This is a genomic window from Mycobacterium avium subsp. avium, assembly GCF_009741445.1.
GTDB classification, from domain to species: Bacteria; Actinomycetota; Actinomycetes; order Mycobacteriales; family Mycobacteriaceae; genus Mycobacterium; species Mycobacterium avium.
This window is the reverse complement of the sequence record NZ_CP046507.1, coordinates 4,099,889-4,120,656: the sequence shown is the minus strand read 5'-3', so window position 1 is coordinate 4,120,656 and position 20,768 is coordinate 4,099,889. Positions and strand designations below refer to the sequence as shown.

Genomic DNA, 20,768 nt, shown 5'->3' with positions numbered 1-20,768 from the left:
GACGGCCTTTCTATGCGGTGGCCCGGAACCGCGCCGCTTCGGCCCGGCCGATGACCACCCGCATGATCTCGTTGGTCCCCTCCAGGATGCGATGCACCCGCAGGTCGCGCAAGATCTTTTCCAGACCATACTCGCGCAGATAGCCGTAGCCGCCGTGCAGTTGCAGCGCCTTGTCGGCGACCTCGAAGCAGGTGTCGGTGACGTAGCGTTTGGCCATCGCGCACAACTCGACCTTGTCGGGATCGTCGGCGTCCAGCGCACCGGCGGCCCGCCACAACATCATTCGCGACGTTTCCAGGCCGGTGGCCATGTCGGCCAGGGCGAACCGGATGGTCGGCTCGTCGAGCAGCGGCGACCCGAACGCCTGCCGATCGCGCACGTAGGCCCCGGCCTTGTCGAAGGCCGCCTGCGCGCCGCCCAGCGAGCACGCGGCGATGTTGAGCCGGCCGCCGTTGAGGCCGTTCATCGCGATGCCGAATCCGGCGCCCTCACCCTCGGCGCCGCCCAGCATCGCGTCGGCGGGCACCCGCACCCCCTCCAGGATCACCTGCGCGGTGGGTTGGGCGTGCCAGCCCATCTTCTCCTCGGGCGAACCGAAACTCAGCCCAGCAGAACCCTTTTCGACGACGAACGCAGAGATGCCGCGCGGCCCTTCACCGCCCGTGCGGGCCATCACCAGGTAGACGTCCGAGGCCCCGGCGCCCGAGATGAACTGCTTGACGCCGTCCAGCACGTAATCGCCGCCCTGTCTGACCGCGCGGGTGCTCAGCGCGGCGGCGTCGGACCCCGCGCCCGGCTCGGTCAGGCAGTAGCTGGCGATGACGTCCATCGCCGCCAGCCGCGGCACCCAGCCCTTGCGCTGTTCGGGCGTGCCGTAGCTGTCGATCATCCACGCGCACATGTTGTGGATGGACAGGAACGCCGCCGTGGTGGGGTCGGCGATGGCCAGCTGCTCGAAGATGCGGACCCCGTCCAGCCGGCGCAGCCCGCTGCCGCCGACGTCCTCGCGGCAGTAGATCGCCGCCATCCCGAGCTCGGCCGACTCGCGCAGCACGTCGACCGGAAAGTGTTCGGCCGCATCCCATTCCAGCGCGTGCGGGGCCAGGCACTTGGCGGCGTACGCGGCGGCCGTCTCGGCGATCACCCGCTCGTCGTCGTCCAGGGTAAACATAGTGGGGCCGGAATTCTTTCTCGGTTCTAATCCATTGTGGGAATCACGAATTCGGCGCCGTCCTTGATGCCGGACGGCCACCGCGAGGTGACGGTCTTGACCTTGGTGTAGAACTGGATCGACGCCGGCCCGTGCTGGTTGAGGTCGCCGAAGCCGGAGCGCTTCCAGCCGCCGAAGGTGTGGTAGGCCACCGGCACCGGGATCGGCACGTTGACCCCGACCATGCCGACCTGCACCCGGGACACGAAATCGCGGGCGGCATCGCCGTCGCGGGTGAACACCGCCACCCCGTTGCCGTACTCGTGCTGAGAAGGAAGAGCCAGCGCTTCTTCGTAGTTCTGCGCCCTTACGATGCACAGCACCGGCCCGAAGATCTCGTCGGTGTAGATGGACATGTCGGGCGTGACGTGGTCGAACAGGGTGGGCCCGATGAAGAAGCCGCCCTCGAGGTTGGCGTCCCCGAAAGTCAGGTCGTCGCTGCGGCGTTCGCGGCCGTCCACCACGATCTCGGCGCCGGCGGCCACGCCCTGGTCGATGTAGTCGCGCACCCGCGCCACCGCGGCCCCGGTCACCAGCGGGCCGTAGTCGGCCTTGGGGTCCAGGCTGTGCCCCACCCGCAGGTTGTTGATCCGCTCGACGAGCCGGGCCCGCAGCCGGTCGGCGGTCTTGTCGCCGACCGGGACCGCGACCGAAATCGCCATGCAGCGCTCGCCGGCGCTGCCGTACCCGGCGCCGATCAGCGCGTCGACGGCCTGGTCCAGGTCGGCGTCGGGCATCACGATCATGTGGTTCTTGGCGCCGCCGAAGCACTGCGAGCGCTTGCCGGTGGCGGCGGCCCCGGCGTAGATGTACTGGGCGATGTCCGAGCTGCCGACGAACCCGACCGCCTGGATGTCGGGGTGGTTCAGGATGGCGTCGACGGCCTCCTTGTCGCCGTGCACCACCTGGAACACGCCCGGCGGCAGGCCCGCCTCGACGAAGAGCTCGGCCAGCCGCACCGGCACCGACGGGTCGCGCTCGCTGGGCTTGAGCACGAACGCGTTGCCGCAGGCCAGCGCGGGCCCGGCCTTCCACAGCGGGATCATCGCCGGGAAGTTGAACGGGGTGATGCCGGCGACCACGCCCAGCGGCTGGCGCAGCGAATAGACGTCGATGCCGGGCCCGGCGCCCTCGCTGTACTCCCCCTTGAGCAGGTGCGGGATGCCGACGCAGAACTCGATCACCTCGATGCCGCGCTGGATGTCGCCCTTGGCGTCGGCCAGGGTCTTGCCATGCTCGCGCGACAGCAGCTCGGCCAGCTCGTCGTTGTGTTGGTTGACCAGCTCGATGAAACGCATCAGTACCCGGGCGCGGCGTTGCGGATTCGTCGCGGCCCAACCCTTTTGCGCCTCGATGGCCGAAGCCACCGCGGCGTCGATGTCGGCCCGGCCCGCCATCGGCACCTGCGCCTGGACGGCCCCGGTGCTGGGGTCGAAGACGTCGGCGGTGCGAGTGGATTGCCCGGCGGTGCGCTGCCCGTCGATGAAGTGCGGAATCTGCGTGGTCATGGGGCCCTCGAATGTGGTGGACGGCACGGGACGTGACGCGGATACTTGCATATCCTAGTAACCCGGTTCCGGCCTTGGCAAGCGGCGCCCGGGGCTAGCCTGAGGCCTGTATGCACACCATCGAGGCCGACTACCTGGTGGTCGGCGCCGGCGCCATGGGCATGGCGTTCATCGACACGCTGGTCACCGAGAGGGCCGCGTCGCAGGCCCGTGTCGTGGTGGTGGACCGCCATCACGCGCCGGGCGGGCACTGGACCATGGCGTATCCATTCGTGCGGCTGCACCAACCCTCGGCGTTCTACGGCGTCAACTCCCTGCGCCTGGGCGGCGACAGCATCGACCAAATCGGTTGGAACCGCGGCCTTTACGAATTGGCGACGGCCGACGAGATCTGCGCCTACTACGACCGCGTCATGCGCACCCGGCTGCTGCCGACCGGGCGCGTGCGCTACTTCCCGGACAGCGAGTACCGCGGCGACGGGCGGTTTCGCACGCTGGCCGGCGCCGACCACACCGTCGAGGTGACCCGCCGCATCGTCGACGCCACCTACATGCACGTCAGCGTGCCGGCGATGCGCCCACCGCCCTACACCGTCGGCGACGGCGTCGACTGTGTGCCGCCCAACGAGCTGCCGCGCCGGCCCGGGTATCAGCGCTACGTCGTCGTCGGGGCCGGCAAGACCGGCATCGACACCTGCCTGTGGCTGCTGGGCCAGGGCGTCGAGCCGGACCGGCTGACCTGGATCATGCCCCGGGATTCCTGGCTGCTGGATCGCGCGACGATGCAGCCCGGCGCGTTGTTCGCCGAGCAGATCAAACACAGCTTCACCGCCCAGCTGCGCGCCATCAACGAAGCCGGTTCGGTGGCCGAGCTGTTTTCCCGGCTCGAGGCCGCCGGCCTGCTGCTGCGCATCGATCCGGCGGTGCGGCCCACCATGTACCGCTGCGCGACCGTCACCCGGCTCGAACTCGAGCAGCTGCGCCGGATCACCGACGTGGTGCGGCTGGGCCACGTGCGCTCCATCGAGCCGGGCGCGATGGTGCTGGACGGCGGCGCCGTCGCGGTCGACGGTCGCGCGCTCTACCTGGACTGCACCGCCGATGGCGCCGAAAAGCGGCCAGCCACACCGATTTTCACTCCCGGGCGAATCACGCTGCAAAGCGTGCGCGGCTGTCAGCAGATTTTCTCCGCCGCGCTGATCGCCCACGTGGAGGCCGGCTACGGCGACGACGCGCGCCGAAACGAGCTCTGCGTGCCCCTGCCGCACCCCGACACCGACGTCGACTGGCTGCGGCTGGCGCTGGCCGACTACACCAATCAGCTGCGCTGGTTCGACGACCCGGAGTTGATGACGTGGTTGTCCGGCGCGCGGCTGGATTTGTTCGGGCATCTGATCGGCCACCTGCTGCCGTCGGCGTCGGCCAAACCCCGGGTGCGGGCGCGGATCCTGGGCATCGCCAAGTCGGTGTTCGCGGCCACCGCCGCCAGGCTGGGCGAGCTGCTGGCTGCCGAGGCCGCACTCGCCGCGAGCTGACCCGTGTAACCCGAGCCGATACTTCATAGCGGTGAAGGAGGCAGGTGGCGGCACGCAACGAACCCGTCGGCCCGCGACCGCTGCGCGCGGTGCCCGAGGGCGGCTACCCGGACTGGGAAGCCGTCTACTCCGACAACGCGGCCTGGGTGTATCGCACGCTGTTCGCTCGGGTCGGCAACCGGGCCGACGCCGAGGACCTCACCGCCGAGGTCTTCCTGGCCGCGTTGCGGCCGCTGCGGCTGACCGCCAGCGCCGCCGAGGTGCGCGCCTACCTGCGTGCCACCGCCCGCACGGTGCTGGCCGCGCACTGGCGCGAGACGTTGGGGCGGGAGATAACCTCGATCGAGGACATCGAACAACCGCCCGAGCACCCCGACGCGATCAGCACCGCCCCGCAGCGCGTCGCCCGGGTGCTGGACAGCCTGCCGGACCGCTATCGCCGCATCCTGGAATCGCGCTTCCTGCAAGGTAATTCGATCAAGGAGGCAGCCGCGGAACTCGGAATCAGCGTGGCCAACGCCAAGGTGCTGCAGCACCGTGCGCTGCGGCTGGCGGCACAGGTCAACGAGGGAGGCCGGCCATGAACGCGCGAGGGCTGCGGCGCTACGTCGACGACCTGTTGCGGGGCCGCCGGCCCCGGCCGTTCCTGCCCGACGATTTCGAGGCGGCCCAGCTGCGCACCGCGATCGAGCTGCGGGCGGCCCGGCCGGACTCCGAGGTAGCCGACGCGCCGCGCCCGGAATTCCTCGCCGATCTGCACCGGCGGCTGGCCGAGCAGATGTCCGGCGCGCCGACCCGACCGCGGCCCGGGCGCGGCAGCACCCGCCGCCAGGTGATCGTCGGCACCTCGGCGGCCGCCACCGCCGCGGTCGCCGCGGTGTCCATCGACCGCACCGTGATCGCCGGGCAGTCCGGCCCGGATCGCGCCCCGCAGATCGCGTCCGGGACGCTGGCCCCCAACCAGGGCAGCTGGCAGCGGGTCGCGGCCAGCTCGGAGGTGCCCGACGGCGTCCTGCGCGCCTTCGACCTGGGCGCGGTGAGCGGGTTCGTCCGCCGCGTCGACGGCAAGGTGCAGGCGATATCCGGGGTGTGCACGCATCAGGGATGCAAGCTGTGGTTCGACGCGCCCGACGACACGCTGCGCTGCCCCTGCCACACCACGTCGTTCTCGCCCAGCGGAAAGGTGCTCACCCACCAGCTGCCGATCGAGCCGAAACCCTTGCCGGCGTTGATGGTTCGCGAGGCCGACGGCATCATCGAGGTGTTCGCCCCGGTGCGCCGCACCTGAGCCGTGTAACCCGCGGCCCTATCTGTGGGCATGACCCTTGCAAAATCGTTGACCGCGGCGCTGGCCGTCGCCGTCGCGGTGGCCGGCTGCTCGGCTCCGCGGCCCGCCGCGGGCGGCGGCACGCCCAGCACCCAGACGCCGGTCACCGCGGCGCCGGCGGCGGCCGGCCCCAATCAGGTCGTCATCGACGGCTTCGCGTTCGCGCCGGCCACCCTGACCGTGCCCGCCGGCACCACCGTCACCTGGATCAACCGCGACGAGGAACCTCACACGGTGGCCGCGAGCGACGGGTCGTTCCACTCACCGGGCATGGGCACCGGGGCCGTCTTCACCCACACCTTCTCCGCCGCGGGCACTTTCGACTACGTCTGCTCGATTCACCCGATGATGCGCGGCACCGTGGTGGTGACGGGATGAATCCGAACATGAGCCGCCGGCAGTTGATCCGGCACACGGCGTGGTTCGGGGCGGCGGTGGGGTTCGCCGTGACCGGGGGCGAGGTGATCTCCCACGTCGCCGGCCGGGCGGCCGCACAGCACACCCGCGCCCAGCCCACCCTGCGGTTCGCCCAGATCAGCGACAGCCACCTCGGTTTCACCGGCGCCCCCAACCCCGACGTGGCGGGCACCTTCGGCCGGGCCATCGACCAGGTCAACAACCTGGGCTACACCCCGGATTTCGTCATCCACACCGGCGACCTCACCCACCTGTCCACCCCCGAGCAGTTCGACCAGGCCAAGCAGATGATGAGCGCGCTGAAGACCCCGCACGTGTTCACCGTGCCCGGCGAGCACGATTCGGTCGACGACGCGGGGCAGAAGTACCGCAGCGTCTTCGGGGCGGGTTCGGCCGGTGACGGCTGGTACAGCCTCGACGTGGCCGGTGTGCACCTGATCGCGCTGGTCAACACGCTGAATCTGCGCAAGCTCGGGCACCTGGGCGCCGACCAGTTGGAGTTCGTCAAAAAGGACGTCGCCGGCCTGTCCAGCGACACTCCCATCATCGTGTTCAGCCACATCCCGTTGTTCGCGATGTACCCGCAATGGGGTTGGGGCACCGACGACGCCGCGCAGGCACTGAGTTATCTGCGCCGGTTCGCCTCCGTCACCTGCCTCAACGGCCATGTGCACCAACTGTTCTCCAAAACCGAGGACAACGTGACCTTTCACAGCGGCACCACCACCGCCTACCCGCTCCCGCACCCGGGCGACGGGCCGGCACCCAAGCCGGTCACCCTGCCCGCCGGCAGGCTGCGCGACGCGCTGGGCGTGCGCGAGGTTGCCTACAGCCGGGGCGACACCGTTCTGGCACTGAAAGAGCGGACCCTGCAATGACTTTGACGACAATAGCCACTCGGCTCGGCATCGCCGCGTCGTTGACGGTCAGCGCGCTCAGCCACGCCTACCTGTATGTGCATGGCTACCAACACATTCCGGGCATCGGGGTCGCGTTCCTGGTGCAGGCCAGCGTGTCGTTCGCCGTCGCGCTGCTGATCTGCGCCGGCGGGCCGGGCTGGCTGAGCTGGGCCGGCGCCGCGGTGGCCGGCGGCTCGCTGGCAGCGTTCGCGGCGTCACGTACGGTCGGGCTGTTCGGCTTCGCCGAGCGGGGCTGGGATCCGGCGCCGTACGCGGCGATCAGCGTGGCCGCCGAGGTGCTCATCGTGCTGCTGTGGTTGCCGGATGCCCGCGTTCGGCGGTGGTGGCCGCAGACCACTTCCGGCGCAGCCGGCGTTTGAGCGCCATCGACGGCTTTTCGATCAACCACCAGCTGGCCGCGGCCAGCGGCAGGGTGGCGGCCAGGGCGGTCAGGAAGAACACCGCCACCGGCAGCCGGGCGAGCCCGCACACCGCCAGCAGCTGCTGGACCGGAAACGCGTAGATGTAGACGCCGTAGGACAGGTCGGTGGCCAGCCGCAGCCGGCGGTTGCGCAGCAGGGCGCCGGACACGATGATCGCGTAGGCCAGCGGCAGCGCGGCCACCACCCGGTAGTCGGGCAGCCGGCTGGCCGCCGCCACGACGACGACGCACACCGCGACGAGCGACCACCGGGCCGGGATCACGTCCTTCCACTGGTAGACCACGGCCCCGGCGGCGAACATGATGGCCGAGCGCACCGCCAGCTGCGCGACGGTCCATTGCCCCGGGTAGGTCAGCGGCGGCACCAACGCCGCCCCGACCACCGCCAGCGCCAACACCGCGACGGACATCCACCGGCGATCGGCCAGCCCGGCCACGCCGATCGCGGCGACGGCGAGGTAGCACGCCACCTCCCAGACCAGGGACCACAACGAGCCGTTCCAGACCCCCGGATGCGGTACGCCGCCGGGTGTTGCGCCGATGTTCAGGTGGACGTAGGCCACCGCGCTGTTCTTCGCGAGGTACTCCAGCGGCGCGCCGGAGGACAGCAGCGCGCCCACCGAGCCCCCCTGGATCGCCACGCTGAGCGGGGCGACCGCGAACGCGGTGACGATCAGGCACACGTAGTAGCCGGGCAGGATACGCAGGGCCCTCGCGGCGAGAAAGTCGCGCAGTCGCGGATCGTCGAGCCAGCTGCGGGTGATCAGGAACCCCGAGATCGCGAAGAACCCGTCCACCCCGACCGAGAAGAGAAGCTGCAGCGTCGCCGCCGGCGGCAACCGGTTGGTGATCGGCCAGCAATGCCACAGCATCACCTCGGCCGCCAGCAGCAGCCGCCACGCATTCAGCGCGTTGCGCCGCGGATCGAACACCTGCCCGAGGGTCATCGGCCTCCGCCTGTCCTATGCCCCCCGCACTATGGACGCCCCCCGCACTGGGACGGCATATTACCGGCACCGGCCGAGCCGCGGCTAGAAGTGTCCCGGCGCCTCCGGGGCTGGCCGGTCGGCGAGCACGTCGGCCGGGGCGGGCTCGGCCTGCGACACCCGCGGGTCGCTTTCGGCGGCCCGCGGGCCGGTCCACTTGCGCTTGAGGCGGCGTTTGAGGGCCATCGACGGCTTCTCGATGAGGAACCAGCTGGCCGCCGCCAGCGGCAGCGTGGCCGCCACCGAGGCGAGGAAGAACAGGGCCGGATGCAACCGCGTCGCCAGCCCGCACACGGCCAGCAGCTGCTGGGTGGGGAAGGCGTAGATGTAGACGCCGTAGGACAGGTCGGTGCGCAGCACCAACCGCTCGCTCTTGAGCAGGGAACCGGTCACGATGACGGCGTAGGCCAGCGGGAGGGCACCGACCACCCGGTAGTCGGGCAGGAACCCGGCCGCGGCGACGATGGCGAGGGCGACCGCGACCAGCGACCAGCGGGCGGGGATGACGTCTCGCCATTGATACATGACCGCCCCGGCCGAGAACATGATGGCCGAGCGGACCGCGAGCTGCGGGATGGTCCACACCCCGGGAAATGTCAGCGGCGGCACGACCAATGCCCCCAACGTGGCCAGCACCAGAATCAACGGGGAAATCCAGCGACGGTTGCCCAGCCCCACCACGCCGATGGCGGCGACGACGAGGTAGCACAGCAGTTCCCAGATCAACGACCACATGGAACCGTTCCAGGCGTTTCCGCCCGGCACCCCGTGCAGCGTTCCGTCGATGCTCGGCTGCAGATAGACGATCGCGCTGTTTTTCAGGACGTACTCCAGCGGGGCGGCGGACCCGAGCAGCTTGGCGGGCGAGCCACCCTGGATCACCACACTGAGCGGGGCGAACACGAACGCCGTCACGATCAGGCAGATATAGAAGCCCGGCAGGATGCGCAGGGCGCGGGCGGTCAGATAGTCACGCAGCCGGGGGTCGCTGAGCCAGCTGCGGGTGATCAGGAAACCGGAGATCGCGAAGAACCCGTCCACACCCACCGAGAAGAACAGCTGCAGGATGGACTTGGGCGGCATGTGACCGGTGATCGGCCAGGAGTGGAACAGCATCACCTCGGCGGCCAGCACCAGCCGAAGCGCGTTGAGCGCGTTTCGCCGCGGATCGAATACCTGCCCGAGCTTCATCCGCCTCCGTTTCCGTGCCCACCGCGCGCCGTCGGCGCCATCGTATCGGCCGAAGGCGGCGAGCAGGGGACGCGGGCGACGGGGTGCCCGGCCGCGCCGCTACGCCACACCCGGGACCTCGGGCGGCAGCACCATCGCCGCCTGCTCGGGGGTGGCGGCGGCCTTCCTTTTCAACCGTGTCTTCAGCGCGCGGGCCGGCTTCTCCACCAGGAACCAGCTCGCCGCGGCCAGCGGCACGGTGGCCGCGGCGACGGCCAGGCAGAACACCACCGGGTTGAGGCTGAGCAGCCCGAGCACGGCCAGCAGCTGCTGCACCGGGTAGGCGTAGATGTACATGCCGTAGGACAGGTCGGTGCGAAACCACAACCGCCGGTTGTGCAGCAGGGAGCCGGACACGACGACGGCGTAGGCCAGCGGAAGGGCGGCCACCACCCGGTAGTCGGGCAGCTGGCCGGCGACCAGCACGATGACCACGCACACCGCCACCAGCGACCAGCGGGCCGGAATGACGTCGCGCCACTGGTACAGCAGCGCGCCCGCCGAGAACATGATGGCCGCCCGGCAGGCCAGGAAGACGAGGGCGGTCGCGACGTTGCCCTCCGGGTGGTGGAACACCTCGGGGAAGGTGACCGGCGGCAGGAACGACGCACCGATCGCCGCCGCTACCAGAATCACCGGGGACACCCAGCGGCGGTTGGCGAGTCCGGCCACACCGATCGCGGCCACGACCAGGTAGCACATCACCTCCCAGAACAGCGACCACAGCGAGGCGTTCCAGATGCCCGCGTTGGGGATGTCGTGCGGGGTGCCCCCGACGTCGGGTTTGAGCCACAACACCGCGATGTTCTTCAGCACGTACTCGAACGGCGCGTAGGAGAACAACAGCCGGGCCGGCGACCCGCCCTGGATCGCCACGCTGAGCGGGGCGAAGACGAACGCGGTCACGATCATGCAGACGTAGAAGCCGGGCAGGATGCGCAGCGCGCGGGCGGCCAGGTAGGCCCGCAGCTGCGGGTTGCTCAGCCAGCTCGCGGTGATCAGGAAGCCCGAGATCGCGAAGAACCCCTCGACGCCGACGCAGAGCAACAGCTGCAGGACGGCCCGCACCGAAGGGAGGTGACCGCGGATCGGAAAGGTGTGCCAGAAGATGACCTCGGCCGCGAGCGCCAACCGCCACGCGTTGAGTGCGTTGCTGCGCGGGTCGAACACCTGCCCGAGTTTCATCGACGTTTCCCGTCATCCGAAACGGGCATCATCGGCATCATCGGCGCCATCCTAACGTCACCGAACGCCGAATTGGGCCGGTTCACGCTACTGGGCCGATCAGGGCGCTGCAACCGCGGCGTTACTTGATATGTGTTGAATAAAGTGGTCGGGCGGCGATCCCGGGTTGTGCGCACGGCGAGCGCCAACTGCGTTGCGGGATAACGGTTGCGGACAATGCGGGTCGAGACGATCAGCGCGGCAAACCCTCGATGAATGCTTGCGTCTCCGCCCAGGTGGGCAGCAACCCCGAGGCGCGAACCTCCTCCAGGCTGGGGGCCGCGGCGTCGCGCTCGGACAGCGTGGGCGCGGCACCGGCCACCAGCGGCCAGTCGATCCCCAGCGCCGGATCGGTGGCGCAGATGGTGTGTTCGCGCCCCGGGTTGTATTCCGCCGAGCACAGGTACATCACCGTCGAATTGTCTTGCAGTGCAAGGAATCCGTGCCCCAGACCCTCGGAGATGTAGATCGTGCGGTGCTCGGCGTCGTCGAGCAGCACCGAATCCCATTGCCCGAACGTGGGCGAGCCCACCCGGATGTCGACGACCACGTCGAACACCGAACCACGCACGCAGGTCACGTATTTGGCCTGGCTGGGCGGCACCTGGGCGAAGTGCAGGCCGCGCAGCACACCCGCCGCGGACACCGAGCAGTTGGCTTGCCGGACGTCGAGCCGATGACCGGCGAAGGAGCGAAACCCCTTGTCGGTCAGCCATTCAAAGAAATGGCCGCGGGCATCGCCGTGCACGGTGGGGGTGATCTCCCAGGCGCCGGGGACTTTCAGTTCGCGGGCCGACACGTCACTGCCCGCGTTCTTCGTAGCGCGCTTCCGAGGCGTCTTTCAACGGCCGCCACCACGATTCGTTCGCGCGATACCAGTCGATGGTCTCACGCAGGCCCTCCTCGAAGTCGGTGTGCTTTGGCGCCCAACATAATTCGTCGTACAGCGTGGACGGGTCGATAGCGTAGCGCAGGTCGTGTCCGACGCGGTCGGTGACGTGGTCGAAGTCGTCGGGGTCGCGCCCCATCATCTGCAGCAACGTCCGCAGCACGGTCAGGTTGTCGCGTTCACCCTCCGAGCTGATCAGGTAGGTGCGGCCGATCTCGCCGGATTCCAGGATGCGGCGCACGGCGCTGTTGTGGTCGTCGACGTGGATCCAGTCGCGCACGTTGGCGCCGGTGCCGTACAACTTGGGGCGGCGGCCGGTGAGCACGTTGGTGATCTGGCGCGGGATGAACTTCTCGACGTGCTGATACGGGCCGTAGTTGTTGGAGCAGTTGGAGATTGTCGCGCGCACCCCGTACGAGCGCACCCAGGCCCGCACCAGCATGTCGGCGGCCGCCTTGGTCGCCGAGTACGGGCTGGACGGGTTGTACGGCGTCGACTCGGTGAACCGGTTCGGGTCGTCGAGCTCGAGGTCGCCGTAGACCTCGTCGGTGGAGATGTGGTGCAGCCGCACGCCGTGACGCCGCACCGCCTCCAGGATGGTGAAGGTGCCCACCACGTTGGTGTGCAGGAACGGCTCCGGGCCGGCCAGCGCGTTGTCGACGTGGCTCTCGGCGGCGAAGTGCACCACGGCGTCGGACTCGGCGACCAGCCGCGACACCAGCTCGGCGTCGGTGATGTCACCGACCACCAGCCGGATGGAATCCTCGACGCCGGCCAGCGACTCGCGCCGGCCCGCGTAGGTCAGGGCGTCGAGCACCGTCACCGAGTCCTCGGGATGCTCGCGAACGGTGCTGTGCACGAAGTTGGCGCCGATGAAACCCGCGCCGCCGGTGACCAGTAACCGCATGACCCAAACCCTAACGGAGCCGATCGGTCAGTTCGTCCGAGTCAGCCCCAGAGCATCGGCCAATTCGGTCAGCGCCGGTAGCAGCGTCTCCTCGGAATCCCCGCCCAGCACCTGGATCGCCACGTGGTCGGCCCCGGCGTCCAGATGCTCGCGCAGTCGCGCCGCGACGGCCTGCGGGGTGCCATAGCCGATCACCGCGTCGATCAGCCGGTCGCTGCCCGGTGGGCGCACGTCGGCCTCGGTGAACCCCAGTCGCAGCCAGTTGTGCACGTAATTGCTCAGGCCCAGGTTGTGCTCGATGGCCTGCCGGCCGGCCGCCCGCGCCCGGTCCCGGTCGGTGGTGAGCACGACCTTGTGCGCGGGCGCCAAAAAGACCGAGCCGCCCACCAATTCGCGCGCCTTGGCGGTGTGTTCCGGGGTGGTCAGGAAGGGGTGCGCGCCGGCGCTGCGCTGAGCGGCCAGCCGCAGCATCCGCGGTCCCAGCGCGGCCAGCACCCGCCGGCTGGTCGGGATCACCGCCGCGTCGAGCTCGTCGAGGTAGGAGACCACCGCGTCGTACGGCTTGACGTATTCCCGGGTGTGCTCGCGGTGGCCGGCCCCGATGCCCAGCAAAAACCTTCCGGGGTGGCCGCTTTCGATCCGGTGGAACGACTCGGCGACGGCCGCGGCCGGCGCCGACCAGATGTTGACGATCCCGGTGGCCAGGTGCAGCGAGGTGGTGCCGGCCAGGGCGGGGTCCACCCAGGACAGCTCGGCGTCGGGTGACCCGCCGATCCAGGCGGCGCCGTAGCCCAGCGATTCGATCCGCGCGGCCAGTTCGGCGGTGATGGACCGGGTGGACAGCCACACGCCGAACGGGCCCAGGTCGGGCTTGAGCGAAACTCCCTCAGTCATCCGGCTCCCCCTGTGGTCAGGACGGTTTCAGTCCGAGCGGCCCCGCCAGTTCGGCCAGCGCCGAGACCAGGTTTTCATCCTTGGTCAGCACCTGCACGGGCACGTGGTCGGCGCCGGCGTCCAGATGCTCGCGCAGCCGCGCGGCGATCCGGTCCACGCTGCCATATGCCACCAGCGCGTCGACCAAGCGGTCGCTGCCCGGCCGGGTGATCTCGTCGTCGGTGAAACCCAGCCGCTTCCAGTTGTTTCGGTAGTTCGCGAGGTTGAAGTAGATGTCGAGCGCCTTGCGGCCGACCGCCCGGGCGTGCTCCGCGTCGGTGGTCAGCACCACCTTGTACTCGGGCGCCAGGAAGGCCGACGGGCCGATGAGCTCGCGGGCCCTGGCGGTGTGCTCGGGCGTGGTCAGGTAGGGGTGCGCCCCGGCGGAGCGCTCGGCGGACAGTTTGAGCACCCGCGGCCCCAGCGCCGCCACCACCCGGCGGCCGGCCGGCACGCCGTACTCGTCGAGCCGGGTCAGGTAGTCGGCCAGCGCGTCGTAGGGCTTGCGGTATTCGGTGTGCGCCTCGGGATGCCCGACGCCGATGCCCAGCAGGAAGCGGCCCGGGTAGGCCGCCTCGATCCGGTGGAAGGATTCGGCCACCGGCCCGGCGGGCGCGGTCCAGATGTTGACGATGCCGGTGGCCACCTGCAGCGTCGTCGTCGCCTCCAGAAGGGGCTCCACCCAGGCCAGCTCGGCCGGCGGGGAACCGCCCACCCAGACGGCGCCGTAGCCGAGCGCCTCGATGTCCTTGGCTTGCTGGGGTGTGACGCCGCGTCCGAACGATCCGAACCGGCCGAGATCGGGCTTGCCTGCTGCTTGGGTCATGGTCGTGGCAACCGGCGTCCGCGGGCCGCTATTCCGGCCCCCGCCGGCCGGGGGTCTGCGGTCGTCAGGAGGATTTTGGTGGCGGCCGAAAACCAGGTATCGTAGAACGACGGTGCGGCATCCGCGCCGACTTTTTGTGTGTCCAGTCCTAGGAATTTCCTGTCACCGGCTCACGTTCCAAGTCGGTGTGCAATGGTGCGCCGACCTGGGCGCATACCCGAACGAGACTAAACGACGAGGATTTTTAACCAGTTATGGCCAAGAAGGACGGCGCCATAGAGGTCGAGGGCCGCGTGGTCGAGCCCCTGCCCAATGCGATGTTTCGCATTGAGCTGGAGAACGGTCACAAGGTGCTTGCCCACATCAGCGGCAAGATGCGGCAGCATTACATCCGCATCCTGCCCGAGGACCGGGTGGTCGTGGAGTTGTCTCCGTACGACCTGTCCCGGGGCCGCATCGTGTACCGCTACAAGTAACGACACAGAACAGGATCGAACAGCCGTGAAGGTCAACCCGAGCGTCAAGCCAATCTGTGACAAGTGCAGGGTGATCCGTCGGCATGGGCGGGTCATGGTGATCTGCTCCGATCCGCGCCACAAGCAGCGACAAGGCTGAGCCGCGGCCGGGTTCGCCCGGCCCCCGACACAACTGAATGCAGACCTCCCAGCACCACCGAGCTGCCTGGCGCGTCAAGCGCCAAAAAAGACGAATCAGCGCCGCTCGGACACGCCCGGACGGAGGCCGGGCCCCGCAAATCCCCCAGGGGAAGCGGGAACGGGCTGGGATCAGACCTCCGCAGAGAAAAAGAGGAACGCCACCCATGGCTCGACTAGTCGGCGTCGATCTGCCGCGCGATAAGCGGATGGAGATCGCCCTGACCTACATCTACGGTGTCGGCCGCACCCGGTCGAACGAGATCCTGGCGGCCACCGGCATCGACCGGGACCTGCGCACCCGCGATCTCACCGATGACCAGCTGACCCACCTGCGCGATTACATCGAGGCCAACCTCAAGGTCGAGGGTGACCTGCGCCGCGAGGTCCAGGCCGACATCCGGCGCAAGATCGAGATCGGCTGCTACCAGGGCCTGCGGCACCGCCGCGGCCTGCCGGTGCGCGGCCAGCGGACCAAGACCAACGCGCGCACCCGCAAGGGCCCCAAGCGCACCATCGCCGGCAAGAAGAAGGCCAGGTAACCACCCATGCCACCAGCCAAGAAGGCAGCCGCTGCCCCCAAGAAGGGGCAGAAGACCCGCCGCCGGGAGAAGAAGAACGTCCCGCACGGCGCGGCCCACATCAAGAGCACGTTCAACAACACGATCGTGACGATCACCGACCCGCAGGGCAACGTCATCGCCTGGGCGTCGTCCGGCCACGTCGGGTTCAAGGGCTCGCGGAAGTCGACCCCGTTCGCCGCCCAGCTGGCCGCCGAGAACGCGGCCCGCAAGGCGCAGGAACACGGCGTGCGCAAGGTCGACGTGTTCGTCAAGGGCCCGGGCTCGGGCCGGGAGACGGCGATCCGGTCGCTGCAGGCCGCCGGGCTGGAGGTCGGCGCGATCTCCGACGTCACCCCCCAGCCGCACAACGGCGTCCGCCCCCCGAAGCGCAGAAGGGTCTAGCAGAAATCATGGCTCGTTACACCGGACCCGTCACCCGCAAGTCGCGCCGGCTGCGCACCGACCTCGTCGGTGGCGACCAGGCGTTCGAGAAGCGCCCCTACCCGCCCGGCCAGCACGGCCGCGCGCGGATCAAGGAGAGCGAATACCTGCTGCAGCTGCAGGAGAAGCAGAAGGCCCGCTTCACCTACGGCGTGATGGAAAAGCAGTTCCGCCGCTACTACGAGGAGGCCGTCCGCCAGCCCGGCAAGACGGGTGAGGAGTTGCTGCGGATCCTGGAAAGCCGCCTGGACAACGTCGTCTACCGGGCCGGCCTGGCCCGCACCCGCCGGATGGCGCGCCAGCTGGTCACCCACGGCCACTTCACGGTCAACGGCGTGCGCGTCGACGTGCCCAGCTATCGGGTGTCGCAGTACGACATCATCGACGTTCGCGAGCAGTCGCTGAACTCGGTGCCGTTCCAGATCGCGCGGGAGACCGCGGGCGACCGGCCCGTCCCGAGCTGGCTGCAGGTGGTGGGGGAGCGGCAGCGCATCCTCATCCACCAGCTGCCCGAGCGGGCGCAGATCGACGTGCCGCTCACCGAGCAGCTGATCGTCGAGTTCTACTCGAAGTAAGAACCCCTGCGCTGAACCCGGCGCAGGGTACTTAGCGGCATCAAATAGCGGGTGCCGAGAAGGAGAAGAAGAAACACCATGCTGATCTCTCAGCGACCCACCCTGTCGGAGGAAGTCCTCACCGACAACCGCTCCCAGTTCGTCATCGAGCCGCTGGAGCCGGGATTCGGCTACACCCTGGGCAATTCGTTGCGCCGCACGCTGCTGTCCTCGATCCCGGGGGCGGCCGTCACCAGCATCCGCATCGACGGCGTGCTGCACGAGTTCACCACCGTGCCCGGCGTCAAGGAAGACGTCACCGCGATCATCCTGAACCTCAAGAGCCTGGTGGTGTCCTCGGAGGAGGACGAGCCGGTCACCATGTATCTGCGCAAGCAGGGTCCCGGCGAGGTCACCGCGGGTGACATCGTGCCGCCCGCCGGCGTCACCGTGCACAACCCCGAGCTGCACATCGCCACGCTGAACGACAAGGGCAAGCTCGAGGTGGAGCTGGTCGTCGAGCGCGGCCGCGGCTACGTGCCGGCCGTGCAGAACCGCGCCTCGGGCGCCGAAATCGGCCGTATCCCAGTCGATTCCATCTACTCGCCGGTGCTCAAGGTCACCTACAAGGTGGACGCCACCCGTGTCGAGCAGCGCACCGACTTCGACAAGCTGATCCTGGACGTGGAGACCAAGAGCTCGATCACGCCGCGCGACGCGCTGGCGTCGGCGGGTAAGACCCTGGTCGAATTGTTCGGCCTGGCACGCGAACTCAACGTCGAGGCCGAGGGCATCGAGATCGGGCCGTCGCCCCCCGAGGCCGACCACATCGCGTCGTTCGCGCTGCCGATCGACGACCTGGACCTGACGGTGCGGTCCTACAACTGCCTCAAGCGCGAGGGTGTGCACACCGTCGGCGAGCTGGTCAGCCGCACCGAGTCCGACCTGCTCGACATCCGCAACTTCGGCCAGAAGTCCATCGACGAGGTGAAGGTCAAGCTGCACCAGCTGGGCCTGTCGCTCAAGGACAGCCCGCCGAGCTTCGACCCGTCGCAGGTCGCGGGTTACGACGTCGCCACCGGCACCTGGTCCACCGAGGCCGCCTACGACGACCAGGACTACGCGGAAACCGAACAGCTGTAACACGGCTTTGACCTAAGGAGCGTCAGCAATGCCCAAGCCCACCAAGGGGCCTCGCCTCGGCGGGTCGTCTTCGCACCAGAAGGCCCTTCTGGCCAACCTGGCCACCTCGCTGTTCGAGCACGGCCGGATCAAGACGACCGAGCCCAAGGCGCGTGCGCTGCGTCCGTATGCGGAGAAGCTGATCACGCACGCGAAAAAGGGTGCGCTGCACAACCGCCGCGAGGTGCTCAAGAAGATCCGCGACAAGGACGTGGTGCACGTCCTGTTCGAGGAGATCGGCCCGTTCTTCGCCGACCGCAACGGCGGCTACACCCGCATCATCAAGGTCGAGCCGCGCAAGGGCGACAACGCTCCGATGGCCGTGATCGAGCTGGTGCGGGAGAAGACGGTCACCTCGGAGGCCGACCGGGCGCGCCGGGTGAAGGCCTCGAAGAAGGCCCCGGAGGCCGCGGCGGCGGCGCCGCAGGCGGCGGTCGAGCCGGAAGCGGTCGAGGCCGCGCCGGCGCCGGACGCACCGGAAGCCGCGCCGGAAGCGGAGGCCGCGGCGCCGCAGCCGGCGGACGAGGCCGAAGGGTCCAGCGAGGATTAGCGAGGACGTCCGTCTGCGGCTCGATATCGCCTATGACGGAACAGGTTTCGCGGGCTGGGCTACTCAGTCCGGCCAGCGGACCGTGGCCGGGGTGCTCGACGAGGCGCTGACGACCGTCTTCCGCACGCCGGTGCGGTTGCGCGCCGCGGGCCGCACCGACGCGGGGGTGCACGCCACCGGGCAGGTCGCTCATCTCGACGTGCCGGGCACCGCGCTGCCGAACGCCTACCCGCGCGCACCGCACGTCGGCGAAGCCGAATTCGGGCCGCTGCTGCGCCGGCTGGGCCGGTTCCTGCCCACCGACGTCCGCGTCGTCGACATCACCCGCGCGCCAGCGGGTTTCGACGCCCGGTTCTCGGCGCTGCGGCGCCACTACGTCTACCGGCTCTCGACGGCCCCGTGGGGTGTGCTGCCGCAGCAGGCCCGCTACGTCACCGCCTGGCCCCGCCCCCTGGACGTCGAGGCGATGGCCGCCGCGTCGCGAGACCTGTTGGGGCTGCACGACTTCGCCGCGTTCTGCCGTCACCGCGAGAACGCCACCACCATCCGCGACCTGCAGCGCCTGGACTGGACCCGCGACGGCGACCTGATCATTGCGAGGGTCAGCGCCGACGCGTTCTGCTGGTCGATGGTGCGCTCCCTGGTCGGGGCGCTGCTGGCGGTCGGGGAGAACCGGCGGCCGGTGTCCTGGTGTCGCGAATTGCTCAGCGCCACAAACCGATCCAGTGACTACGCCACCGCACCGGCGCACGGGCTGACCCTGGTCGGGGTCGACTACCCGCCGGATGACCAGCTGGCGGCGCGCAACCTGATCACCCGCGACGTGCGCTCGCGCTAGACCCGGGCGGCGACGAACCTGGCTGCCTGGTTGGTCAATCCGGGCACATAGCTCAGGTGCGACGCCCACTGGTAACCGCCCGAGCAGATCGGGTCGCCCGGGTTGCACAGGTCGATGGTCTTGCCGCTGAAATCCGGGGTCAGGGCGCTCATCAGGCGGCCGGCCCGGCCCGACGGATTCCCAAACAGGGCGACGGCGGCGACGTGATCGGCGGCCTGCGGCGGCAACGGGTTGCGAAAGCCCAGGCCCGGCACCGGTGCGGCGGTGACGATGTCGATGACGGCGGCGCCCTGCGAATACCCGCCCAGCACCAGTTTGGTGTTCGGGCAGTTCCCGGCCATCTGCTGGATGTGGTTACTGGCGTCGTTGGCGCCGTCCGCGGCGGCCAGGAAGTCCTTGTTGGCCGGATAGTTCACCCCATATGCGCCAACGCTTTTGCGGGTCTGCTCACGCAACGAGCTGACGAACGCGCCGCCCACCTTCCCCACCCCGGGCGGCTCGTCCGTTCCCCGGGCGAACACCACTTCAACGCCCGGACACGATGCCGACGCGAGCGGAATCAATTGGGGGGCAATCAAAACCGCTGCGCCCGCGAGCAGCCCGACGCCCAGCCCCACAGGGATAAGCCTCACACAGCGATGTTAGGGGCGCGTTGGTCGCGGGCCGGTAACGATTCAGACGAGAGGTGCTTGCGAAGGCGGCGTGCTCGGCACGGCCGGGGCCGGCGCCGTGCCGGGGCCGGGGGCGTTGTCGTGGATCGAGGGACCCGAACCCGGCGGGGTCTGGCCGTACACCGGTGACTGCTGGCCGTAGCCGGGCGACTGCGGGCCCGCACCCGGCACCGACGGCCCGTAGCCGGGCACCGACTGGCCCGCGCCCATCAGCTTGGAGGCGACGAACGCCGCCGCCTGCGTGGTGTACACGGGGACATAGCCCTCGGTGTGCCCGCTCCACTCGTTGCCGGGGCCGGCGTGGCAGATCGGGTCGTTGGGGTTGCACAGGTCGATGGCCTTGGAGCCCAGCAGCGCGCTCTGGCTGGGCAGCGTGCCGCCGGCGCGGTCGGCGACGTCGCCGAACGTGGCCACGGCCGCGACGTGACTGGCCAGATCCGGGGTGATCGAGCTGCCCCAGTTAATGCCGCCGATGGGCACGCCGGCCACGATGTCCATCACCGAGGCGCCCTGCGAGTAGCCGCCCAACACGATCTTGGTGTTGGGGCACTTCTGCACCGCTTGCTTGATCCGGTTGATGGTGTCGTTGGCGCCGTCGCCGCCGTGCAGCTGCAGCTTGCTGGCGGCATAGTTGACCCCGTAGGTGTCGATGTTCAGCCCACTGGTCTGCTGGCGCAGCGACTCGACGAAGGCGTCGCCGACCCGGCCCATGCCGGGGGGCTCGTTGGTGCCGCGGGCGAAGATGACCTCGACGTCGGGGCAATCGTCGGCGGAGGCCACCGGGACCGCGGCCGGGGCGCCGAGCAGGCCGGCGGCGGTGATCAGCGCCGATGAGCCCAGACCGAGGAGTCGGCCGATCCGGTGAGTTTTCACCGGGCAATTTTACCCAAATCGCGGCCCGGCGAAACTCCCGCGACCTGTGGATAACCGCTTCGGCGGCGCCGCCCGGCGGCCTAGCGTGTGCGCAACGGATTCGCGGGGAA

Annotated in this window: 25 protein-coding genes; 14 read left to right on the top strand and 11 right to left on the bottom strand. The window is 69.5% G+C overall.

What is annotated here, in order from left to right:
- Positions 1-10: 10 nt before the first annotated feature.
- On the bottom strand, positions 11-1,171 hold the full coding sequence (locus MAA44156_RS19185; protein ID WP_009979010.1) for an acyl-CoA dehydrogenase family protein: 1,161 nt from the start codon (positions 1,169-1,171) through the stop codon (positions 11-13).
- 26 nt (positions 1,172-1,197) lie between these two features.
- On the bottom strand, positions 1,198-2,718 hold the full coding sequence (locus tag MAA44156_RS19180) for a CoA-acylating methylmalonate-semialdehyde dehydrogenase (protein ID WP_009979009.1): 1,521 nt from the start codon (positions 2,716-2,718) through the stop codon (positions 1,198-1,200).
- Between the two features lie 110 nt (positions 2,719-2,828).
- Here MAA44156_RS19180 and MAA44156_RS19175 point away from each other — a divergent pair, with 110 nt between their 5' ends.
- From MAA44156_RS19175 to MAA44156_RS23360, 6 genes are read left to right on the top strand one after another with little or no spacing between them, the layout of a single operon-like run.
- The gene (locus tag MAA44156_RS19175; RefSeq protein ID WP_009979008.1) at positions 2,829-4,253 is read left to right on the top strand and encodes an NAD(P)-binding protein; all 1,425 of its coding nucleotides are present in this window, start codon (positions 2,829-2,831) and stop codon (positions 4,251-4,253) included.
- Between the two features lie 44 nt (positions 4,254-4,297).
- Positions 4,298-4,837, top strand: coding sequence for an RNA polymerase sigma factor (locus tag MAA44156_RS19170; RefSeq protein WP_009979007.1), 540 nt, complete (start codon positions 4,298-4,300; stop codon positions 4,835-4,837).
- Positions 4,834-5,541, top strand: a complete 708-nt coding sequence (locus tag MAA44156_RS19165; RefSeq protein WP_009979006.1) for a Rieske (2Fe-2S) protein — start codon at positions 4,834-4,836, stop codon at positions 5,539-5,541. The genes MAA44156_RS19170 and MAA44156_RS19165 overlap by 4 nt, the downstream gene beginning before the upstream one ends.
- Before the next feature lie 30 nt (positions 5,542-5,571).
- Entirely contained in the window at positions 5,572-5,958 is a 387-nt protein-coding gene (locus MAA44156_RS19160) for a cupredoxin domain-containing protein (protein WP_009979005.1), read from the top strand.
- Positions 5,955-6,875: a metallophosphoesterase family protein gene (locus tag MAA44156_RS19155; RefSeq protein ID WP_009979003.1), complete on the top strand. Its 921-nt coding sequence runs from the start codon at positions 5,955-5,957 to the stop codon at positions 6,873-6,875. Before MAA44156_RS19160 ends, MAA44156_RS19155 begins: the two co-directional genes overlap by 4 nt.
- Positions 6,872-7,276 (top strand): hypothetical protein, encoded by a 405-nt coding sequence (locus MAA44156_RS23360; protein ID WP_023880661.1) that lies wholly within the window; start codon positions 6,872-6,874, stop codon positions 7,274-7,276. Before MAA44156_RS19155 ends, MAA44156_RS23360 begins: the two co-directional genes overlap by 4 nt.
- Here the strand turns inward: MAA44156_RS23360 and MAA44156_RS19145 are convergent.
- From MAA44156_RS19145 to MAA44156_RS19115, 7 genes are all read right to left on the bottom strand, one after another.
- Positions 7,197-8,285: an acyltransferase family protein gene (locus tag MAA44156_RS19145; RefSeq protein WP_003873455.1), complete on the bottom strand. Its 1,089-nt coding sequence runs from the start codon at positions 8,283-8,285 to the stop codon at positions 7,197-7,199. The genes MAA44156_RS23360 and MAA44156_RS19145 overlap by 80 nt on opposite strands.
- An 84-nt stretch (positions 8,286-8,369) precedes the next feature.
- On the bottom strand, positions 8,370-9,515 hold the full coding sequence (locus MAA44156_RS19140) for an acyltransferase family protein (RefSeq protein ID WP_009979002.1): 1,146 nt from the start codon (positions 9,513-9,515) through the stop codon (positions 8,370-8,372).
- Between the two features lie 99 nt (positions 9,516-9,614).
- Positions 9,615-10,739 carry an acyltransferase family protein gene (locus tag MAA44156_RS19135; protein ID WP_009979001.1) on the bottom strand — a complete coding sequence of 375 codons (1,125 nt, stop codon included), beginning with the start codon at positions 10,737-10,739 and terminating at the stop codon, positions 9,615-9,617.
- Positions 10,740-10,971: 232 nt separating this feature from the next.
- Positions 10,972-11,577 (bottom strand): dTDP-4-dehydrorhamnose 3,5-epimerase, encoded by a 606-nt coding sequence (gene rfbC, locus MAA44156_RS19130; RefSeq protein ID WP_003873451.1) that lies wholly within the window; start codon positions 11,575-11,577, stop codon positions 10,972-10,974.
- A gap of 1 nt (position 11,578) precedes the next feature.
- Positions 11,579-12,574 carry a dTDP-glucose 4,6-dehydratase gene (rfbB, locus tag MAA44156_RS19125; RefSeq protein WP_003873450.1) on the bottom strand — a complete coding sequence of 332 codons (996 nt, stop codon included), beginning with the start codon at positions 12,572-12,574 and terminating at the stop codon, positions 11,579-11,581.
- Between the two features lie 27 nt (positions 12,575-12,601).
- The gene (locus tag MAA44156_RS19120; protein ID WP_009979000.1) at positions 12,602-13,468 is read right to left on the bottom strand and encodes an LLM class F420-dependent oxidoreductase; all 867 of its coding nucleotides are present in this window, start codon (positions 13,466-13,468) and stop codon (positions 12,602-12,604) included.
- Between the two features lie 16 nt (positions 13,469-13,484).
- A complete protein-coding gene (locus tag MAA44156_RS19115; protein WP_009978999.1) occupies positions 13,485-14,333 on the bottom strand; it encodes an LLM class F420-dependent oxidoreductase in 849 nt (282 codons plus the stop codon).
- 254 nt (positions 14,334-14,587) lie between these two features.
- Between MAA44156_RS19115 and infA the strand changes: the two genes are divergently transcribed.
- The 8 genes from infA to truA all read left to right on the top strand — a co-directional run bounded on the left by infA (position 14,588) and on the right by truA (position 19,114).
- A complete protein-coding gene (infA, locus tag MAA44156_RS19110) occupies positions 14,588-14,809 on the top strand; it encodes a translation initiation factor IF-1 (protein WP_003418601.1) in 222 nt (73 codons plus the stop codon).
- Between the two features lie 25 nt (positions 14,810-14,834).
- The gene (gene rpmJ / locus MAA44156_RS19105; RefSeq protein WP_003879483.1) at positions 14,835-14,948 is read left to right on the top strand and encodes a 50S ribosomal protein L36; all 114 of its coding nucleotides are present in this window, start codon (positions 14,835-14,837) and stop codon (positions 14,946-14,948) included.
- A 205-nt stretch (positions 14,949-15,153) separates the two neighbouring features.
- The gene (gene rpsM / locus MAA44156_RS19100; RefSeq protein ID WP_003873446.1) at positions 15,154-15,528 is read left to right on the top strand and encodes a 30S ribosomal protein S13; all 375 of its coding nucleotides are present in this window, start codon (positions 15,154-15,156) and stop codon (positions 15,526-15,528) included.
- A 6-nt stretch (positions 15,529-15,534) separates the two neighbouring features.
- Positions 15,535-15,951, top strand: coding sequence for a 30S ribosomal protein S11 (gene rpsK / locus MAA44156_RS19095; RefSeq protein WP_003879486.1), 417 nt, complete (start codon positions 15,535-15,537; stop codon positions 15,949-15,951).
- A gap of 8 nt (positions 15,952-15,959) precedes the next feature.
- Complete coding sequence (gene rpsD / locus MAA44156_RS19090) at positions 15,960-16,565, top strand: 30S ribosomal protein S4 (RefSeq protein ID WP_003873444.1); 606 nt, start codon at positions 15,960-15,962, stop codon at positions 16,563-16,565.
- A 78-nt stretch (positions 16,566-16,643) separates the two neighbouring features.
- Positions 16,644-17,687 (top strand): DNA-directed RNA polymerase subunit alpha, encoded by a 1,044-nt coding sequence (locus MAA44156_RS19085; protein WP_009978953.1) that lies wholly within the window; start codon positions 16,644-16,646, stop codon positions 17,685-17,687.
- Between the two features lie 28 nt (positions 17,688-17,715).
- Positions 17,716-18,276 (top strand): 50S ribosomal protein L17, encoded by a 561-nt coding sequence (gene rplQ / locus MAA44156_RS19080; protein ID WP_009978951.1) that lies wholly within the window; start codon positions 17,716-17,718, stop codon positions 18,274-18,276.
- The gene (truA, locus tag MAA44156_RS19075) at positions 18,272-19,114 is read left to right on the top strand and encodes a tRNA pseudouridine(38-40) synthase TruA (protein ID WP_075362335.1); all 843 of its coding nucleotides are present in this window, start codon (positions 18,272-18,274) and stop codon (positions 19,112-19,114) included. The genes rplQ and truA overlap by 5 nt, the downstream gene beginning before the upstream one ends.
- Here truA and MAA44156_RS19070 read toward each other — a convergent pair.
- Positions 19,111-19,731 (bottom strand): cutinase family protein, encoded by a 621-nt coding sequence (locus tag MAA44156_RS19070; RefSeq protein WP_011726052.1) that lies wholly within the window; start codon positions 19,729-19,731, stop codon positions 19,111-19,113. The genes truA and MAA44156_RS19070 overlap by 4 nt on opposite strands.
- 57 nt (positions 19,732-19,788) lie before the next feature.
- Entirely contained in the window at positions 19,789-20,658 is an 870-nt protein-coding gene (locus MAA44156_RS19065) for a cutinase family protein (protein ID WP_009978946.1), read from the bottom strand.
- Positions 20,659-20,768 lie beyond the last annotated feature (110 nt).

Coding starts and splice junctions, on each gene's coding strand:
- MAA44156_RS19185 (WP_009979010.1), bottom strand. CDS start 1,171: ATGTTTACCCTGGACGACGACGAGCGGGTGATCGCCGAGACGGCCGCC.
- MAA44156_RS19180 (WP_009979009.1), bottom strand. CDS start 2,718: ATGACCACGCAGATTCCGCACTTCATCGACGGGCAGCGCACCGCCGGG.
- MAA44156_RS19175 (WP_009979008.1), top strand. CDS start 2,829: ATGCACACCATCGAGGCCGACTACCTGGTGGTCGGCGCCGGCGCCATG.
- MAA44156_RS19165 (WP_009979006.1), top strand. CDS start 4,834: ATGAACGCGCGAGGGCTGCGGCGCTACGTCGACGACCTGTTGCGGGGC.
- MAA44156_RS19160 (WP_009979005.1), top strand. CDS start 5,572: ATGACCCTTGCAAAATCGTTGACCGCGGCGCTGGCCGTCGCCGTCGCG.
- MAA44156_RS19155 (WP_009979003.1), top strand. CDS start 5,955: ATGAATCCGAACATGAGCCGCCGGCAGTTGATCCGGCACACGGCGTGG.
- MAA44156_RS23360 (WP_023880661.1), top strand. CDS start 6,872: ATGACTTTGACGACAATAGCCACTCGGCTCGGCATCGCCGCGTCGTTG.
- MAA44156_RS19145 (WP_003873455.1), bottom strand. CDS start 8,285: ATGACCCTCGGGCAGGTGTTCGATCCGCGGCGCAACGCGCTGAATGCG.
- MAA44156_RS19140 (WP_009979002.1), bottom strand. CDS start 9,515: ATGAAGCTCGGGCAGGTATTCGATCCGCGGCGAAACGCGCTCAACGCG.
- MAA44156_RS19135 (WP_009979001.1), bottom strand. CDS start 10,739: ATGAAACTCGGGCAGGTGTTCGACCCGCGCAGCAACGCACTCAACGCG.
- rfbB (WP_003873450.1), bottom strand. CDS start 12,574: ATGCGGTTACTGGTCACCGGCGGCGCGGGTTTCATCGGCGCCAACTTC.
- MAA44156_RS19120 (WP_009979000.1), bottom strand. CDS start 13,468: ATGACTGAGGGAGTTTCGCTCAAGCCCGACCTGGGCCCGTTCGGCGTG.
- MAA44156_RS19115 (WP_009978999.1), bottom strand. CDS start 14,333: ATGACCCAAGCAGCAGGCAAGCCCGATCTCGGCCGGTTCGGATCGTTC.
- infA (WP_003418601.1), top strand. CDS start 14,588: ATGGCCAAGAAGGACGGCGCCATAGAGGTCGAGGGCCGCGTGGTCGAG.
- rpsM (WP_003873446.1), top strand. CDS start 15,154: ATGGCTCGACTAGTCGGCGTCGATCTGCCGCGCGATAAGCGGATGGAG.
- rpsK (WP_003879486.1), top strand. CDS start 15,535: ATGCCACCAGCCAAGAAGGCAGCCGCTGCCCCCAAGAAGGGGCAGAAG.
- rpsD (WP_003873444.1), top strand. CDS start 15,960: ATGGCTCGTTACACCGGACCCGTCACCCGCAAGTCGCGCCGGCTGCGC.
- MAA44156_RS19085 (WP_009978953.1), top strand. CDS start 16,644: ATGCTGATCTCTCAGCGACCCACCCTGTCGGAGGAAGTCCTCACCGAC.
- rplQ (WP_009978951.1), top strand. CDS start 17,716: ATGCCCAAGCCCACCAAGGGGCCTCGCCTCGGCGGGTCGTCTTCGCAC.